Here is a 14,926-nt window from a genome sequence, read left to right on the forward strand (position 1 = left end):
TGAACGGGCCGCGATCAGTGCGTACGGACCGCGAACACCGGGACGGTGACCCCGTCGTCGTCCAGGCAGGCGCCCGTCTCCAGGTCGAAGCGCTGCTTCAGCAGCGGCGACGCCACGAACGGCCGCCCGGCCGCGGAGCCGACCAGCCCCCGGGAGAGGACGTACGCACCGGTGAACGGGTCGCGGTTGTCGATCGCGTAGGCGCGCCCCGCCCGGTCCACGAACAGGGCGACCTGCCGGCCGTCCGGGAGGAGGGCCGCCACACCGCGCCCCGGGGTCAGCAGCCCACGGTCGCAGACCGTGAGCCAGCCGTCCCCGTCCGCGAGCTGGATCGTCCGGGTGTCCTGCGCCGTCTCCATCGTCCGGGTCGTCATCAGGAGGGAGTCCCTTCAAGAGTGCGGATGGCAAGCACGGGTCCCGCGAGGAGGTCCAGGTCGGGCTTGACCTGGTCGCGTTCGGGGACGAACTTCACCGACGGGTCGGGTGCGTCGGGTGCGTTGACGAAGGTCACGAAGCGGCGCAGCCGCTCCGGGTCGTTGATGGTCTCGGCCCACTCGTCGCGGTAGCCGCGGACGTGGTCGGCCATCAGCCGCTCCAGCTCGTCGCACAGCCCCAGCGAGTCGTGGACGACGACGTCCCGTACGTGGTCCAGGCCGCCCTCGATCCGGTCCAGCCAGGTCGAGGTGCGCTCCAGCCGGTCCGCCGTACGGATGTAGAACATCAGGAACCGGTCGATGAGGCGGACCAGCTCGGCGTCGGACAGGTCCTGGGCCAGCAGGTCCGCGTGGCGCGGTGTGGCGCCGCCGTTGCCACCGACGTACAGGTTCCAGCCCTGGGCGGTCGCGATGATCCCGAAGTCCTTGCCGCGGGCCTCCGCACACTCGCGGGCGCAGCCGGACACCGCCGACTTCAGCTTGTGCGGGGAGCGCAGGCCCCGGTAGCGCAGTTCCAGGTCGATCGCCATCTTCACCGAGTCCTGGACGCCGTAGCGGCACCAGGTCCGCCCCACACAGGACTTCACCGTGCGCAGCGACTTCCCGTACGCGTGCCCCGACTCGAAGCCCGCGTCCACGAGGCGGGTCCAGATCAGCGGGAGCTGGTCGACGCGGGCGCCGAACAGGTCGATCCGCTGGCCACCGGTGATCTTCGTGTAGAGGCCGAAGTCCCGGGCCACCTCGCCTATCACGATGAGCTTCTCCGGGGTGATCTCACCACCGGGGATGCGCGGCACGATCGAGTAGGAGCCGTTGCGCTGGAGGTTGGCCAGGAAGTGGTCGTTGGTGTCCTGGAGGGCCGCCTGCTCGCCGTCCAGGACGTAGCCGCTCGCACCGACCGTCGGCGCCAGCGAGGCGATGACCGAACCGACCGTCGGCTTGCAGACCTCACAGCCGTCGCCGCCCTTGGCCGCGTCGCGGCCGTGCGAGTCCAGCAGGCCGGCGAACGTCGTGACGCCCAGGGTGCGGACGATCTCGTACAGCTCGCTGCGGGTGTACGCGAAGCAGCCGCACAGGCCCTGGTCCTCCGGCTGCGGCAGCAGCTGGCCGATGACCTTGACGCAGCTTCCGCAGCCCGTGCCCGCCTTGGTGCACTTCTTCACCTCGGGCAGCGTGGTGTGCTCGCAGATCGCGCCCTTGGTCACGTTGTGGCAGGAGCAGATCACGGCCTCGTCGGGCAGCGAGGACGGGCCGAGGGTGACCGGGCCGCCCGCGCCGGCGGGCAGCACCAGCTGCTCCGGTGCGACGGGGAGGACCGTGCCGGTCATCGGCCGCAGCGTGCCGTACTGGTCGGCGTCCCCGACCAGGACACCGCCGAGCAGGGTGCCGTCCTGGCCGATCACCAGCTTCTTGTAGACACCCGAGCGGGAGTCCGCGTAGACCACGTCGAGGCAGCCCTCGGCCGCCCCGTGCGCGTCCCCGAACGAGGCGACGTCCACACCGAGCAGCTTCAGCTTCGTCGACAGGTCGGCGCCGGTGAACGAGGCCGCGTTGCCCGCGATCACCTCGGCGACCGCCACCGCCATCTCGTAGCCCGGCGCCACCAGCCCGTACACCCGGCCGTCCGAGGCCAGCGCGCACTCACCGATCGCGAACACGGAACTGTCCGAGGTGCGGCACTCCTCGTCGACGATGATGCCGCCGCGCGGGCCGACCGCCAGACCGCAGTCGCGGGCCAGCCGGTCCCGGGGGCGTACACCGGCGGAGAAGACGACGAGGTCGGTGGCGAGCGAGGAACCGTTCGAGAGCGACATGCCGTTGACCCGGCCGTCCTCGCCCGCGGTGACCTCCTGGGTGCCGACACCCGTGTGGACGGAGAGACCCATGTTCTCGATGGTGCGCAGCAGCGCGGCGCCGCCGCCCTCGTCGACCTGGACCGGCATCAGCCGGGGGGCGAACTCCACGACGTGCGTGTCGAGTCCGAGCCCCTTCAGCGCGCCCGCGGCCTCCAGGCCGAGGAGCCCGCCGCCGACGACCGCGCCGGTCTTCGCGGTCTTCGCGTACTCCTCGATCGCGAGGAGGTCCTCGATGGTGCGGTAGACGAAGCAGCCCTCGGCGTCCTTGCCGGGAACGGGCGGCACGAACGGGTACGAGCCGGTGGCCAGCACCAGCGTGTCGTAGGAGAAGGTCTCCCCGGAGCGCGCGGTGACCGTGCGCGCCTCACGGTCGACGCTCTCCGCCGGGTCGCCGACGCGCAGCTCGATGCCGTGGCGCTCCATGAAGTCCGGCTCGACGAGCGAGAGGTCCTCCGGCGTCTTCCCGGAGAAGTACGAGGTCAGCTGTACCCGGTCGTAGGCGGGGCGGGGCTCCTCGCAGAGCACGACGACCCGGGCCGTGCCCGCGGCGGCCGTCAGCCCGCGGTCGGCGAGGGCTTCCAGGAACCTCTGGCCGACCATGCCGTGCCCGACGACCACGATCGTCGGCACTCCTGCGGTGGGGGCGGTCGGGGGAGTGGACACCGGCATCAGAAGCCTCCGTCGTTGGTGAGCAGGTGGAGCAGGGACATGTCGGCGGGGAGGGGGGTGTCGTCCTGCCAGGTCCGGGAGAGGGTGCCGACCGCGGCGAGGTCGCCGAACAGCACCCCGCCGGCCAGCCGGTCGCCCCGGACGACGACCGTGCGGTACGCACCCCGGGTGGCGTCGGCCAGCCGGATCACGTCGTCGCCGGGCATCGGGCGGGAGTCACCGAAGGCGGCCAGGTCGAGACCGCCGGGGGCACCGGCGGGGACAGGGGCGGCAGCGGGGGAGCGCAGCGTGAGCCGGGTCAGCGCCCGGGTGCCCTCGTAGCGGGCCGGCCCTCCGGCCAGCACCCCGGCCAGCACGTCCGCCTGTTCCAGCGCGGCGCCCGCCAGCCCGTACACGGTGCCGCGGTGTTCGGCGCAGTCGCCGACCGCGTGGATGTACGGGTCCGAGGTGCGCAGCTCGTCGTCGACGACGACGCCCTTGCGGACGTCGAGCCCGGCGGCCTGCGCCAGGCCGGTCCTGGGGCGGACCCCGCAGGCCAGCACCGTGATCTCGGCCGCCAGCTCGTAGCCGTCGGCGAGCTCCACGGCGCGCAGCGCGGGGGCGGCACCCTCGGTGCAGCGCAGACCGCGCACCCGGCACTCGGTGTGCACCTCGACGCCGATGGCCTCCAGGTGACGCCGCAGCAGCCCGGCCGCCTCGGCGTCCAGCTGCCGCTCCATGAGGTGCTCGCCCTGCTGGGCCAGCACCACCTGGGCGCCGCACTCGGCCAGCGCGCGGGCGGCCGAGACTCCGAGGAGTCCGCCACCGATCACGACGGCGCGCACGCCGGGGCGTGCGGCCGCCCGCAGGGCCAGGCAGTCGTCGAGGGTGCGGAACGGATGCACCCCGTCCGGCAGTGCGCTGCCGAGGCCCCGCAGCGGCGGCAGCACCGGGTTGGAGCCGGTGGCCAGCACCAGACGCCCGTACCCGACGACGCTGCCGTCGTCGCAGTGCACCAGCCGGTCCGCCCGGTCGATCCGTACGACCCGCACCCCGCGCCGCGCCTCGGCGGGCGGCAGCGCGATGACGTCCGGCTCGTACCGTCCGGCGAGTACCTCGGCGAGCAGCACCCGGTTGTACGGTGCGTGCTCCTCCTCGCCGATCACGGTGACACCGGGGACCCGGGCGGCGAGCCGTGCGCCCGCCATCCCGGCGCCGATCACCACCACACGTGCCGCGTTCCCGCTCTGTGTCCTCATGGCAGAGAGACTGCGGGGCCGGTGTTACCCGACCGCATCCCTCCTGTTTCCCGGGAGGAACCTTGCGCTCAGCGCGCGCGGACGCCCTCTGTGAGGGCCGGGCAACTGGTTGGACTGGGCACCTGTCGCCTGCCTAAGGTCACGGACATGCCCGAGACAACGCTGACCACCCTCGTCCTGCTCTGCCTGGCCGCCGCCGCGGCGGGCTGGATCGACGCCGTGGTGGGCGGCGGAGGTCTCCTTCTCCTGCCCGCTCTGCTGCTCGGCCTGCCGAACGTTCCGGCCGCCCACATCCTCGGCACCAACAAGGCGGTCGCCATCGTCGGCACCTCGGGCGCCGCCGTGACCTACGTGCGCAAGGCGCCGGTTCAGGTGGGGACCGCCGTACGGATCGGGCTCATGGCCCTGGCCGGGTCGATGACGGGCGCCTTCTTCGCCGCGGGGATCAGCAGCGATGTGCTGCGCCCGGTGATCATGGTGGTGCTGCTCGGTGTGGCGGCCTTCGTCATGCTGCGGCCTTCCTTCGGCACGGCGGTGGCCGGCGACGGGACCGGCCGTAAGGTCACCCGGGCTCGGACCGTCACCGCGATCGTGCTGGTCGGCGGCGGCATCGGCTTCTACGACGGGCTGTTCGGGCCCGGCACGGGCACCTTCCTGGTGCTGGCCCTGACCGCCGTGCTCCACCTCGACCTGGTGACGGCGTCCGCGACCGCGAAGATCGTGAACGTCTGCACCAACGCCGGTGCGCTGGCGATGTTCGCCTACCAGGGCACCGTGCTGTGGCAGCTGGCCGCGCTGATGGCCGTGTTCAACCTGGCTGGCGGCATGTTCGGGGCGCGGATGGCGCTCAGGAAGGGCAGCGACTTCGTCCGTGGGGTCCTGCTGGTCGTGGTCTTCTCGCTCGTCGCCAAGCTCGGCTTCGACCAGTGGAACGCGTGATCACCGCACGTCGGTGAGGTGGGCGTACGCCACCACGTTGCCCAGGTAGCCGGTCTCCCGCGAGAAGCCGCCGCCGCAGGTGATCAGCCTCAGGGAGGCATGCGCCGAGGCGCCGTAGACCCGCTGGTCGGGGAAGTCCTCGTTGTCGTACACCTCGACCGCGTCGACCGAGAAGACGGCGGTGCGGCCGTCCTCGCGGTCGATCTCGACCCGGGCGCCCTTCTTCAGCGACCCGAGCGAGTAGAAGACGGACGGCCCTTCGGCGTTGTCGACATGGCCGGCGACGATCGCGGTGCCCTTCGTGCCGGGCGGAGTGCCGTTCCTGAACCAGCCCGCGAGGTTGCGGTCCTCGGCCGGCGGTGCGTCGAGGCTGCCGTCCGGGCCCAGGGCCAGGCCCGTCATGGGGGCGTCCACCCGGATGCCCGGGATGCGGATCCTGACCGGCTCGGAGGCGCGCAGCGGTCCGGCGACCGGTGCGCCGGGCCGCAGTTCGGGGCCGGCGGCGAAGGCCTCGGTGGTGGCCGGCTGCGGCGCGACGGTCCGGGTGGCCGCACCGTTCTGGACGAGCCAGACGCCGCACAGCGCGGCGACGCCCACCAGCCATGCCCGGGACCTCAGGGTCGTCCTGTCCACGTCGTCGTCCTCGCGGTGTGGCCGTCAGCCGGCCTGCGCGCCGTCCGCGTGACGTCGGCGCACGAGCCGGGCGCCGCCGACGGCCGCCGCGCCGAGGACCGCGGCGCCCGCGACGAGCTGGGCGGTGTCGGGTCCGGCACTGCCACCGACACCGGTCCTGACGTGCCCGGAGGGACGCTCGGGCCAGGCCCTGGCCGGGGGTGCGGACGGCTGGACCGGTGTGGGCTTCGTCCCGGGCGGCGGCTTGACGGGCTCGGGCCGCGGGCTCGTTCCGGGCCGTGCCCCCGTCTCCGTCAGCTCCGTGTCGGTCAGCTCCGTCTCGGTGAGTTCGGTCTCCATGAGCCCGGTCTCCATGAGTTCGGTGTCGGTCAGCTCCGTCTCCGTCAGCTCCGTCCCCGTACCGGGGTCGGTATCCGCCCCGGGTTCCGTCTTCGGCTTCGGGTCGGTCCCCGCACCGGAGCCTGCCTCCTCGGAATCGGTCCCCGGATTCGCCCGCGGGACCTGCCAGGCGGACGACTCCTGCCTCGCCGCCGCGCCCTGGGCGTACGCGGACGGGGTGGTGGCGAGGCCGAGCGCGGCGGCGGTGAGGGCCGCGGCGGCGGTACCGGTCACGAGGCGGGCAGGGCTGCGCATGGGAATCCTCCGGGCAGACGGATGTGTCCTGCCTCCGAGACAACGTCCGGTGCCCGCCCGCCGCCTGCTGACGCATAGTCAGCTTTCACCCGTGCGGGCCAGTGGAGAGCGCCCGCCCCACCGGCCCGGCGCAGGTCGCGGTGGTGGCGCCGACCGCTCGGCCCGCCCGGTGCCGATCGGGTGATGCCTTCCTGTCGCACGATATGACGCACATCACACGCATGGTCCCGTGGAGGCCGGGAACACGGTCCACACCCCCCACGGGACGGCAGCCCTCCGGCCGCCCCCACGGCAACCGCCCTCATCGGCCCACCCCCCTCGGGACCGGTGAGGGCGGTGTCATGTCCCGTCCGTGGCGGACCACGCGATGTCCGGCGGGCGCACGCGGGCGCACCGCGGCAGCCCCCTGTCGTCGGTCAGGCGCAACCGCGCGGTGAGGTGCCCGGTCAGCACGGCGGCTTCCAGGACGTCCTGAGTGACGTCGGCGAACATGAGTTTGGCCCGCCGGAACATGGTGAAGGTCCCGGACCCGTCCACCGACCCCCAGGACAGGTACACGAAGCGGCCGCCGAGCCTGTTCTGGACGTACGGCCCCGAGACCTCGATGCCGTCTCCGGTGGACACGGCGGTGCAGTCCAGGGTCCAGGAGGCCGAGGCGGCGTCGCCGGGATGCAGGCCGAGCATCTCGTCGGGCCGGTCCGTGCGCTGCACGCCGACGTGGATGTTGTCGAAACCGGCGAAGACGGTGCCGGGCCGGCAGGTGCGGCCCGGGAGTTCTGAGGCCTCGATGTGGATCTGCATGACCCCATGGTGCTGCACCCGGCCCCGGCCGGGTGAGGGCCGGCCCGGCAGCCGTTGAACGCCCCGGCGAGCACGACGCTCGGCCAACTGGTCCGGTGGGGACGAGCTCTGCGCGAGGCCGGACAATCGCGTCCGTACGGCGGCTGGACCGGGCCGGGCCGACAATCGAAGGGCAGCCCGCACCGACGAGACCGAGGAGACCCACGCATGACCGAGCCGGCATGGCTGACCGTACAGACCACGACGGACAGCGAGGAGAAGGCCCACGCCCTGGCCCAGGGCGCGGTGGAGGCGCGGCTCGCCGCCTGCGCGCAGATCTCCGCACCCGTCACCTCGGTCTACCGCTGGCGCAACGCGATCGAGACCAGCGAGGAGTGGCAGGTGCTGTTCAAGACCACCGCCCAGCGGTACGACGAGCTGGAGGCCCACCTCGTCGCGGCGCACGACTACGACACCCCGGAGATCATCGCCACGCGGATCGTCCGGGGCAGCGCCCGCTACCTCGGCTGGGTGACGGCTCAGACGGCAGCGGCGGCGGCCCTGTGACCGGCACCGGACCGCCGTTCTTCGTGTACGGCACTCTGCTCCCGGGTCAACGGAACCACGACCGGTTCCTGCGGGGCCGCACGAGCGCGGAGCGCCCGGCCGTGCTGCCGGGTGCCCTCCTGTACGAAGGCCCCGGATACCCGTACGCCGTCGAGGGCCACGGCACGGTCCACGGCGCACTCGTCACCGCCGCGCCGGGATCGTACGCGCAACTGCTGGGCCTCCTGGACGACCTGGAGGAGTACCTGGGCCCTGACCACCCGCGCAATCTGTACGAGCGGGTGGTCCGCCGCGCCGTCCCGGTGACCGGGCCGGGATCCGGGGAGCCCGTCCGCGCCTGGGTCTACTTCGCGGCCACCACCGTCACCCGCTCCCTGCGCACCGGCGGCACGCCCGTCCCCGGCGGGGACTGGCTCACCCGGCCTCCACCCGCACCGCGCACACCTTGAACTCCGGCATCCGCGACACCGGGTCCAGGGCCGGGTTCGTCAGGGTGTTGGCCCGGCCCTCGCCCGGCCAGTGGAACGGCATGAACACGGTGTCCTGCCGGATCGCGACCGTGATCCGCGCGGGCGCCACCGCCCGCCCCCGCCGGGAGGTGACCGCGACCGCGTCGCCCTCGGCCACCCCGATCCGTTCGGCGAGCCGCGGATGGAGCTCCACGAAGGGGCCCGGCGCGGCGGCGTTCAGCTCGGCCACCCGGCGGGTCTGCGCCCCCGACTGGTACTGGGACACGACCCGGCCCGTCGTCAGCACCACCGGGTACGCGGCATCCGTCTCCTCCGCCGCCGGCCGGTGGACGACCGGGACGAACCGGGCCAGCCCGTCGTCCGTCGCGAACCGCTCCAGGAACAGCCGGGGCGTCCCGGCGTGCTCCTCGTCCGGGCAGGGCCAGAACACCCCGTCCTCCGCCACGATCCTGGCGTAGGTGATGCCCGCGTAGTCGGCGGGTCCGCCCGCCGAGGCCCGCCGCAGCTCGTCGAAGACCTCCTCCGGATCGGCCGGGAACCCCTTCCCGTGCCCCAGGAGCCCGGCCAGCGCGTTCAGCACCTCCAGGTCGCCGCGCACCCCGGGCGGGGGAGTGACCGCCCGCTGTCGCAGCAGCACCCGGCCCTCCAGACTGGTCATCGTCCCGGTCTCCTCGGCCCACTGGGTCACCGGGAGCACCACGTCCGCCAGCGCCGCCGTCTCCGACAGCACCACGTCCGCCACCGCCAGGAAGTCCAGCGACCGCAGCCGCTCCTCGACGTGCCCGGCACGCGGCGCGGACACGACCGGGTTGGACGCCATCACCAGCAGCGACTTCACATCGCGCCCCAGCGCGTCCAGCAGTTCGTACGCACTGCGTCCCGGCCCCGGCAGCGAGTCCGGGTCCACGCCCCAGACCCCGGCCACATGGCGCCGGGCCGCAGGGTCGGTGAGCTTGCGGTAACCGGGCAGCTGGTCGGCCTTCTGACCGTGTTCCCGGCCGCCCTGGCCGTTGCCCTGTCCGGTCAGGCAGCCGTACCCGGACAGCGGACGCCCCGCCCGGCCGGTCGCCAGGCAGAAGTTGATCCAGGCACCCACCGTGTCCGTGCCCTTGGCCTGCTGTTCGGGCCCACGCGCGGTGAGCACCATCCCGCTCTCCGCCCCGCAGAACATCTCCACGGCCTCGCGCAGCTGAGGCACCGACACCCCGGAGATGCGCTCCACCAGCTCCGGCCAGTGCGCCATCGCCCCGGCCCTGGCCTCGTCCCAGCCGCTCGTCCGGGTGCGGACGAACTCCTCGTCGACCCGCCCGTCCGCCACGACCAGATGCAGCATGCCGAGCGCGAGCGCCAGATCCGTGCCCGGCCGGGGCGCCAGATGCAGATCAGCCTGCTCGGCCGTCCTGGTCCGGCGCGGATCGATGACGATCAGCCGCCCGCCGTTCTCCCGCAGCTCGGTCAGATACCGCAGCGCGGGCGGCATCGTCTCCGCGAGGTTCGACCCCACCAGGATCACGCATCCGGTCCGGGGGATGTCCTCCAGCGGGAACGGCAGCCCGCGGTCCAGCCCGAACGCCCGCTGGTGCGCCGCAGCTGCCGAGGACATGCAGAAGCGGCCGTTGTAGTCGATCTGCGAGGTGCCCAGCACCACCCGGGCGAACTTCCCCAGCGCGTACGCCTTCTCGTTGGTCAGTCCGCCACCGCCGAACACCCCCACGGCGTCCGCCCCGTGCTCGGCCCGCGTCCTGCCCAGCCCGTCGGCGATCCGCTGCAGGGCCTCGTCCCAGCCGGCCGGTTCGAGCTCGCCGCTCGCCGCGCCGCGCACGAGAGGCCCGGTCAGCCGGACACCGGCCCGGAGCACGGCCGGAGCGGTACGCCCCTTGCCGCACAGGGCCCCCCGGTTGACGGGGAAATCGGTGCGCTCGACGACTTCGACCACCGTGCCGTCGGTGACCGGTCGCAGCTTCATCCCGCACTGCAGCGCGCAGTACGGGCAATGGGTGGACGTCTCGGTGCGGGCCATGCTCCCAGCCTGCGAGCCGGGTATTACGAGCACCGGTGCGTCCGGTTACGCCCCCGGTACGCGCACCTCAGCCCGCGCCCTCCCCGGCGGTGAGGTCCGCGGCGAGCGCCTCGGTCACCCCCGGCTCGCGCGGCCCCAGGAAGTGCGGGTCCGGTTCGAACACGGTGTCCAGGAGCGCCTTGCCCGCCGCGAACACCTCCCGCGTCCCGCCGTAGTACCAGGTCACATCGTGTACGGCGTCGACCCCCACCCCGTACGCGTCGATCCCGGCGGACCGGCACAGGGCGATCGCCCGCCGGATGTGGAAGCCCTGGCTCACCAGCACCGCCCGGTCGACCCCGAAGATCTTCTTGGCGCGGACGCAGGAGTCCCAGGTGTCGAAACCGGCGTAGTCGCTGACGATCCGCCCGTCCGGTACAGCTCGGCCGCGGCGTCCAGCCGGTGCGCGAGGTACGGAGACGGCCTGCCCTGCCACAGCCCGGCCCCGAACACCACGGCCACCTGCTGCGCGGGGGCGTCCGCCGTCGTCCGCACCCGGGCGTCCGCCCTCGTGTGCAGCCAGGTCGCGGGTGCCAGGGCCACCACACAGGCGACCATCAGCCCCTGCACGAGCCACCGCTGCCCGCGCCGGGTGCGCGGAAGCCGTGGCCGTGCGGTGCCCAGCCGGTTCGGCACCGTAGGCCGCTTCAGTCCCCCCAGCCGCATGCGCGGTCCCCCTGTTCCGTACCCGACCCCTCAGGGAACGAGACGAGTGGGAGAGCGAAAAGGTTCGCCGTACCAGGACCTCCAACGGCGAGAGGGACGAGGACGGCGCGGCGGTCGCTCCTCGCGGCCCGCCCCGGCATCCGCCCTGACATCGCATTCCGCCGCCCCGTGAGGCGGCGGAAAACACCCGTCACCGGTGGGAAACGGCCCGGCAACGTCCGCCCGTCATCATCGGTTCATGACGGAGACGGCACCGGAACACCCTCGTGAGCCCCCGCCCCTCGACAGCGCGGCGCACCTCCTCACCCGTGTCACCTCGCAGCTCGGAATCCAGCTCAGCCTCGTCTCCCGGAACGGAACCCGCAGCCCCATGCACCGCACCCGGAACGACGTCCGCCGCCCCGCCCCGGCCCTGGTCGCCGTCGCGCACGGAAGCCGGGACCCGCAGGCCCTGCGCACCGTCCTGGAACTCCTGGACCGGGTACGGGAGCTGCGGCCCGGACTCGACGTCCGGCCCGGGCACATCGAGCTGAACGAGCCCCTGCTGCCGAAGACGCTGGACGGCATCGGGGCGGGCGACGCCGTCCTCGTGCCGCTGCTCCTCGGCCGCGGCCACCACGTCCGGCACGACCTGCCCCTGGCAGCCGCGGCGGCCGGGCACCTGCGGACCCGTGTCGCCGCACCGCTCGGGCCGCACCCGCTGCTCGTCGAGGCACTGTACGAGCGCCTCGTCGAGGCCGGCTGGCAGACCGGGGACGGTACGAGCCGCGGCACCGCCGTGGTGCTCGCCGCCGCCGGATCGCGCGACCCCGACTCGGCCGTCGACGCCCGCCGCACCGCCGGAATGCTCAGCGACCGCCTCGGAGGGGTGCCCGTCGTCGCCGCGTACTCCTCGGCCGCCACCCCCACCGTGCCGGCCGCCCTGCGCGCCCTCGCCGCCCGTGGCCGCCACCGGGTCGCCCTCGCCTCGTACTTCACCGCACCCGGCCGCTTCGCGACGGCGGCGGCCGACGCCGTGGACGGGATCGCCGCCGCACCGCTCGGGGCGCACCCGGCGATGGCACGCCTCCTGCTGCACCGCTACGACCAGGCCCTGGCCGAGGGCTCGCCCGCGTACGGCGCCCCGACGCACGCAGACCTGCTGGCGTCCGCCTGAACCGTGGTCCGCCCCGCCCGGCGGGCCGGAACCGCATGACGCCCCCGCCGATCCCCTCCCCGCGGTGGGCAGGCCGTTACTGTCGAGGTCATGGACGGTACGCACGACACCCGGATCACACAGGAGCACGGCACGACGCCGTACGGCGCGGGCGACACCGAGCGCTGGGACGCCGAGCCCGACAAACGGCCCGGCCGCACCGCGTTCCAGCGCGACCGGGCCCGGGTGCTGCACTCCGCCGCCCTGCGCAGGCTCGCCGGGAAGACCCAGGTCGTCACGCCCGGGACCCGCGGCCACGCCTGGGACGCCAGCCCCCGGACCAGGCTCACGCACTCCCTGGAATGCGCCCAGGTCGGCCGGGAGCTCGGCGCCGCACTCGGCTGCGACCCCGACCTCGTCGAAGCGGCCTGCCTCGCCCACGACATGGGCCACCCGCCCTTCGGCCACAACGGCGAACAGGCACTCAACGACTTCGCGTCGGACTGCGGCGGCTTCGAGGGCAACGCCCAGTCGCTGCGCCTGCTGACCCGGCTCGAACCCAAGCGGTTCGTCCGCGACACCCGCAGCGGTGAGCTCGTCAGCGTCGGACTGAACCTGACCCGGGCCGCGCTGGACGCCGCCACCAAGTACCCCTGGCCCCGGGGCGAGCACCCGACGGATCCCGGCTCGCCGAAGTTCGGGGTGTACGAGGACGACCTGCCGGTCTTCGAATGGGTCCGCAAGGGCGCACCGCGGGACCGGAAGTGCTTCGAGGCCCAGGTCATGGACTGGTCCGACGACGTCGCGTACTCGGTGCACGACTTCGAGGACGGGCTGCACGCCGGGCACATCGACCCCAGCTGCCTCTTCGCCGCACCCGAGCGCGGGGAGATCTGGGAGGTCGCCATCGGCCGGTACGTCCCCGCGGACACCGATCCGCAGGAGCTGGCCGACGCCCTCGACCGGCTCGTCGGCCAGGAGTGGTGGCCGCACGGCTACGACGGCTCCGCAGTGGCCCAGGCCCGGCTGAAGGACGCGACGAGCCAGCTCATCGGGCGGTTCTGCCTCGCCGCCGAGGCCGCCACCCACGAGGCGTACGGCCCGGGACGGCTCGGCAGGTACGGGGCCGAACTCGTCGTCCCGGCCGAGGTCCGCAACGAGTGCGCCGTACTCAAGGCCGTCGCCGACCGCTACGTCATGCAGCGCGCCGAGCAGGAGGTCATCCGCGCCGGCCAGCGGGTCGTCATCGCCGAACTCGCCGCCGCGCTCACCGCCCGCGCCCCCGAGGGCCTGGAGCCGCAGTTCCGCGCCCTGTACGAGGCCGCACCCGACGACCGGGCCCGCAAGCGGGTCCTCGTCGACCAGATCGCCGCCCTCACGGACGCCTCGGCCCGCTCCCTGCACCGGACATTCACCGGGGTTGGGCAGACTGGACCGTGACCGGGCCACACGAGACCTGGATGTGACCTGATGGGGGCACACCCCCTTTCGCCATCACGCCGCGTGCGGGACGCTCGCAGGTGGTGGCGCCGCGCAGCACAGCACCGAGGAGGCTTCACGTGGTCGACGCAAACCGGACGTTCGTCATCGTCGGCGGAGGACTGGCAGGAGCGAAAGCGGCCGAGACGCTCCGGGCGGAGGGTTTCACCGGCCGGGTCATCCTGATCGGGGACGAGCGCGACCATCCGTACGAACGGCCTCCCCTGTCCAAGGGGTACCTCGCGGGCAAGGACGAGCGGGACAGCGTCTACGTCCACGAGACGGCCTGGTACGCCGGGGCCGACATCGAGCTCCACCTCGGCCAGGTCGTCACCTCCATCGACCGGGAGGGGCGGTCCGTCCAGCTCGGGGACAACACCGTCGTCCACTACGACAAGCTGCTGCTCGCCACCGGAGCCGAACCCCGCCGCCTCGACATCCCGGGGACCGGCCTGGTCGGCGTCCACCACCTGCGCCGCCTCGCCCACGCCGACCGGCTGCGCAACGTCCTCGCCTCCCTCGGCCGCGACAACGGCCACCTGGTGATCGCCGGCGGCGGCTGGATCGGCCTGGAGGTCGCCGCCGCGGCCCGTGGCTACGGCGCCGAGGTCACCATCGTCGAACCCTCCGCGACCCCGCTGCACCACGTCATCGGCCCGGAGCTGGGCCAGATCTTCACCGACCTGCACACCGAGCACGGGGTCCGCTTCCACTTCGGCGCCCGCCTCACCGAGATCACCGGGGAGGACGGCCTGGTCCTCGCCGCCCGCACCGACGACGGCGAGGAGCACCCCGCCCACGACGTGCTCGCCGCGATCGGTGCCGCGCCGCGCACCGCCCTCGCCGAGGCCGCCGGGCTCGACATGGCCGACCGGGCGCAGGGCGGCGGAGTCGCCGTGGACGCCACGCTGCGCACCTCGGACCCGCACATCTTCGCCGCCGGGGACATCGCGGCCGTGGACCACCCGCTGCTCGGCACCCGGCTCCGGGTGGAGCACTGGGCCAACGCCCTGAACAGCGGCCCGGCCGCCGCGCGGGCCATGCTGGGCCAGGAGGTCTCCTACGACCGGGTCCCGTACTTCTTCTCCGACCAGTACGACCTCGGCCTGGAGTACTCGGGCTGGGCTCCGCCGGGCTCGTACGACCAGGTGGTCATCCGCGGGGACGCCGGAAAGCGGGAGTTCATCGCGTTCTGGCTGAAGGACCGCCGGGTGCTCGCCGGGATGAACGTCAATGTGTGGGACGTCACCGAGACCGTCCAGGAGCTCATCCGGTCCGGCCGGCAGACCGACCCGGACGCCCTGGGAGACCCGTCGGTGCCGCTGCGGTCCCTGCTCTGACCGGTCCGGCATCCGGGACCGGCCGGCG

At 73.5% G+C, this 14,926-nt stretch carries 13 protein-coding genes and 1 pseudogene; 6 read left to right on the forward strand and 8 right to left on the reverse strand.

Annotation, left to right across the window (positions count from 1 at the left end; genetic code table 11):
* Positions 1-14 precede the first annotated feature (14 nt).
* Genes nirD through AB0F38_RS02430 form a run of 3 tightly spaced genes read right to left on the reverse strand, consistent with a single transcriptional unit; the run spans position 15 to position 4,197 of the window.
* Positions 15-374 (reverse strand): nitrite reductase small subunit NirD, encoded by a 360-nt coding sequence (nirD, locus tag AB0F38_RS02420; protein ID WP_361885365.1) that lies wholly within the window; start codon positions 372-374, stop codon positions 15-17.
* Positions 374-2,959, reverse strand: a complete 2,586-nt coding sequence (gene nirB, locus AB0F38_RS02425) for a nitrite reductase large subunit NirB (RefSeq protein ID WP_361885368.1) — start codon at positions 2,957-2,959, stop codon at positions 374-376. Before nirB ends, nirD begins: the two co-directional genes overlap by 1 nt.
* Positions 2,959-4,197, reverse strand: a complete 1,239-nt coding sequence (locus tag AB0F38_RS02430; protein WP_361885371.1) for an FAD-dependent oxidoreductase — start codon at positions 4,195-4,197, stop codon at positions 2,959-2,961. The genes nirB and AB0F38_RS02430 overlap by 1 nt, the downstream gene beginning before the upstream one ends.
* Before the next feature lie 147 nt (positions 4,198-4,344).
* Between AB0F38_RS02430 and AB0F38_RS02435 the strand changes: the two genes are divergently transcribed.
* The gene (locus AB0F38_RS02435) at positions 4,345-5,136 is read left to right on the forward strand and encodes a TSUP family transporter (RefSeq protein ID WP_361885374.1); all 792 of its coding nucleotides are present in this window, start codon (positions 4,345-4,347) and stop codon (positions 5,134-5,136) included.
* Here AB0F38_RS02435 and AB0F38_RS02440 read toward each other — a convergent pair whose 3' ends face one another.
* The 3 genes from AB0F38_RS02440 to AB0F38_RS02450 all read right to left on the reverse strand — a co-directional run bounded on the left by AB0F38_RS02440 (position 5,137) and on the right by AB0F38_RS02450 (position 7,203).
* Positions 5,137-5,769: a class F sortase gene (locus tag AB0F38_RS02440; RefSeq protein ID WP_361885377.1), complete on the reverse strand. Its 633-nt coding sequence runs from the start codon at positions 5,767-5,769 to the stop codon at positions 5,137-5,139.
* Between the two features lie 24 nt (positions 5,770-5,793).
* Positions 5,794-6,402 carry a hypothetical protein gene (locus tag AB0F38_RS02445; RefSeq protein WP_361885380.1) on the reverse strand — a complete coding sequence of 203 codons (609 nt, stop codon included), beginning with the start codon at positions 6,400-6,402 and terminating at the stop codon, positions 5,794-5,796.
* Positions 6,403-6,741: 339 nt separating this feature from the next.
* Positions 6,742-7,203: a DUF5990 family protein gene (locus AB0F38_RS02450; RefSeq protein WP_361885383.1), complete on the reverse strand. Its 462-nt coding sequence runs from the start codon at positions 7,201-7,203 to the stop codon at positions 6,742-6,744.
* Positions 7,204-7,410: 207 nt separating this feature from the next.
* Here AB0F38_RS02450 and cutA point away from each other — a divergent pair, with 207 nt between their 5' ends.
* On the forward strand, positions 7,411-7,749 hold the full coding sequence (gene cutA / locus AB0F38_RS02455; RefSeq protein WP_361885385.1) for a divalent-cation tolerance protein CutA: 339 nt from the start codon (positions 7,411-7,413) through the stop codon (positions 7,747-7,749).
* Positions 7,746-8,198: a gamma-glutamylcyclotransferase family protein gene (locus AB0F38_RS02460; RefSeq protein ID WP_361885388.1), complete on the forward strand. Its 453-nt coding sequence runs from the start codon at positions 7,746-7,748 to the stop codon at positions 8,196-8,198. The genes cutA and AB0F38_RS02460 overlap by 4 nt, the downstream gene beginning before the upstream one ends.
* Here AB0F38_RS02460 and AB0F38_RS02465 read toward each other — a convergent pair.
* Entirely contained in the window at positions 8,164-10,239 is a 2,076-nt protein-coding gene (locus AB0F38_RS02465) for a molybdopterin oxidoreductase family protein (RefSeq protein ID WP_361885391.1), read from the reverse strand. The genes AB0F38_RS02460 and AB0F38_RS02465 overlap by 35 nt on opposite strands.
* A 67-nt stretch (positions 10,240-10,306) precedes the next feature.
* Positions 10,307-10,944, reverse strand: a pseudogene (locus AB0F38_RS02470) (ElyC/SanA/YdcF family protein).
* A gap of 238 nt (positions 10,945-11,182) precedes the next feature.
* On the opposite strand from AB0F38_RS02470, the gene AB0F38_RS02475 reads away from it, so the two are divergent.
* The 3 genes from AB0F38_RS02475 (at position 11,183) to AB0F38_RS02485 (ending at position 14,898) form a co-directional block, all read left to right on the forward strand.
* Positions 11,183-12,100 carry a sirohydrochlorin chelatase gene (locus tag AB0F38_RS02475; RefSeq protein WP_361885394.1) on the forward strand — a complete coding sequence of 306 codons (918 nt, stop codon included), beginning with the start codon at positions 11,183-11,185 and terminating at the stop codon, positions 12,098-12,100.
* Positions 12,101-12,190: 90 nt separating this feature from the next.
* Complete coding sequence (locus AB0F38_RS02480; protein ID WP_361885397.1) at positions 12,191-13,519, forward strand: deoxyguanosinetriphosphate triphosphohydrolase; 1,329 nt, start codon at positions 12,191-12,193, stop codon at positions 13,517-13,519.
* 119 nt (positions 13,520-13,638) lie between these two features.
* Positions 13,639-14,898, forward strand: a complete 1,260-nt coding sequence (locus tag AB0F38_RS02485; protein ID WP_361885399.1) for an FAD-dependent oxidoreductase — start codon at positions 13,639-13,641, stop codon at positions 14,896-14,898.
* Positions 14,899-14,926: the final 28 nt, after the last annotated feature.

Origin of the sequence: Streptomyces sp. NPDC025273, assembly GCF_040638585.1 — a bacterium.
Lineage (GTDB): Bacteria > Actinomycetota > Actinomycetes > Streptomycetales > Streptomycetaceae > Streptomyces > Streptomyces cinereorectus.

What these genes read in the sequence shown, in the direction of transcription:
- nirD (WP_361885365.1), bottom strand. Translation starts at nt 374, where the DNA reads ATGACGACCCGGACGATGGAGACGGCGCAGGACACCCGGACGATCCAG.
- nirB (WP_361885368.1), bottom strand. Translation starts at nt 2,959, where the DNA reads ATGCCGGTGTCCACTCCCCCGACCGCCCCCACCGCAGGAGTGCCGACG.
- AB0F38_RS02430 (WP_361885371.1), bottom strand. Translation starts at nt 4,197, where the DNA reads ATGAGGACACAGAGCGGGAACGCGGCACGTGTGGTGGTGATCGGCGCC.
- AB0F38_RS02435 (WP_361885374.1), top strand. Translation starts at nt 4,345, where the DNA reads ATGCCCGAGACAACGCTGACCACCCTCGTCCTGCTCTGCCTGGCCGCC.
- AB0F38_RS02445 (WP_361885380.1), bottom strand. Translation starts at nt 6,402, where the DNA reads ATGCGCAGCCCTGCCCGCCTCGTGACCGGTACCGCCGCCGCGGCCCTC.
- AB0F38_RS02450 (WP_361885383.1), bottom strand. Translation starts at nt 7,203, where the DNA reads ATGCAGATCCACATCGAGGCCTCAGAACTCCCGGGCCGCACCTGCCGG.
- cutA (WP_361885385.1), top strand. Translation starts at nt 7,411, where the DNA reads ATGACCGAGCCGGCATGGCTGACCGTACAGACCACGACGGACAGCGAG.
- AB0F38_RS02465 (WP_361885391.1), bottom strand. Translation starts at nt 10,239, where the DNA reads ATGGCCCGCACCGAGACGTCCACCCATTGCCCGTACTGCGCGCTGCAG.
- AB0F38_RS02475 (WP_361885394.1), top strand. Translation starts at nt 11,183, where the DNA reads ATGACGGAGACGGCACCGGAACACCCTCGTGAGCCCCCGCCCCTCGAC.
- AB0F38_RS02480 (WP_361885397.1), top strand. Translation starts at nt 12,191, where the DNA reads ATGGACGGTACGCACGACACCCGGATCACACAGGAGCACGGCACGACG.